Annotated in this window: 1 pseudogene; it reads left to right on the top strand. The window is 74.4% G+C overall.

Annotated features, from left to right (window positions below):
- Positions 1-67 precede the first annotated feature (67 nt).
- Positions 68-587 (top strand): annotated as a pseudogene (locus IY392_RS18325) (peptidase S1); the annotation flags it as partial.

Genomic DNA, 587 nt, shown 5'->3' with positions numbered 1-587 from the left:
AGTGACCTCCATGCGACACCACCCCCGCTGCCGTCGATCGACGCTGGGCGCCATACTCGCCGTGCTCGTGATCGCGACTCCGGTCGCCGCCCATGCCCAGCCACTCGACCCGGTACAGCCACGCGACGGGGCCCCGGCAGTGGACGAGTCCCGCGCCCAGAGCGCGATCGGTCACGAGACCCTCGAGGACGCCCTCGCGGAGGTCGGCACCACCCCGGCGGCATTCCGTTCCCAGTCCGTCCTGGCCGACCGCCTGGCCGTCGCCTCGGACGACTACTCCGCCCGGTTCCCCGAGGCCTTCGCGGGCGTCCAGATCGTCGGAGCGACCGGCCAGGTGGCGGTGGTCCGGGACTCCGAGCGCTCGGAGCTGTTGATCGCGGACGCGCGGTCCCGTGGTTTCTCGGTGTCCACCGCTCCCGCCCCGGCCCGGCAACTGGACGAGACGGCGGAGCGGGCGCAGGCGTGGGCGGACTCCCTCCCCCCGGGCCAGCGGGACGGCGTGAGTGCCATCGACGTGGACCCCTCCACGGGCGACGTCACCGTGGTGGTGGAGGACTCGGGTGCCGCTCCCGCGCCCCCCGCCGACC

Source organism: Dietzia sp. SYD-A1, assembly GCF_015356725.1.
Classification (GTDB): domain Bacteria; phylum Actinomycetota; class Actinomycetes; order Mycobacteriales; family Mycobacteriaceae; genus Dietzia.
The sequence above is the reverse complement of the archived record's forward strand: the minus strand, read 5'-3'. Positions and strand labels throughout refer to the sequence as shown.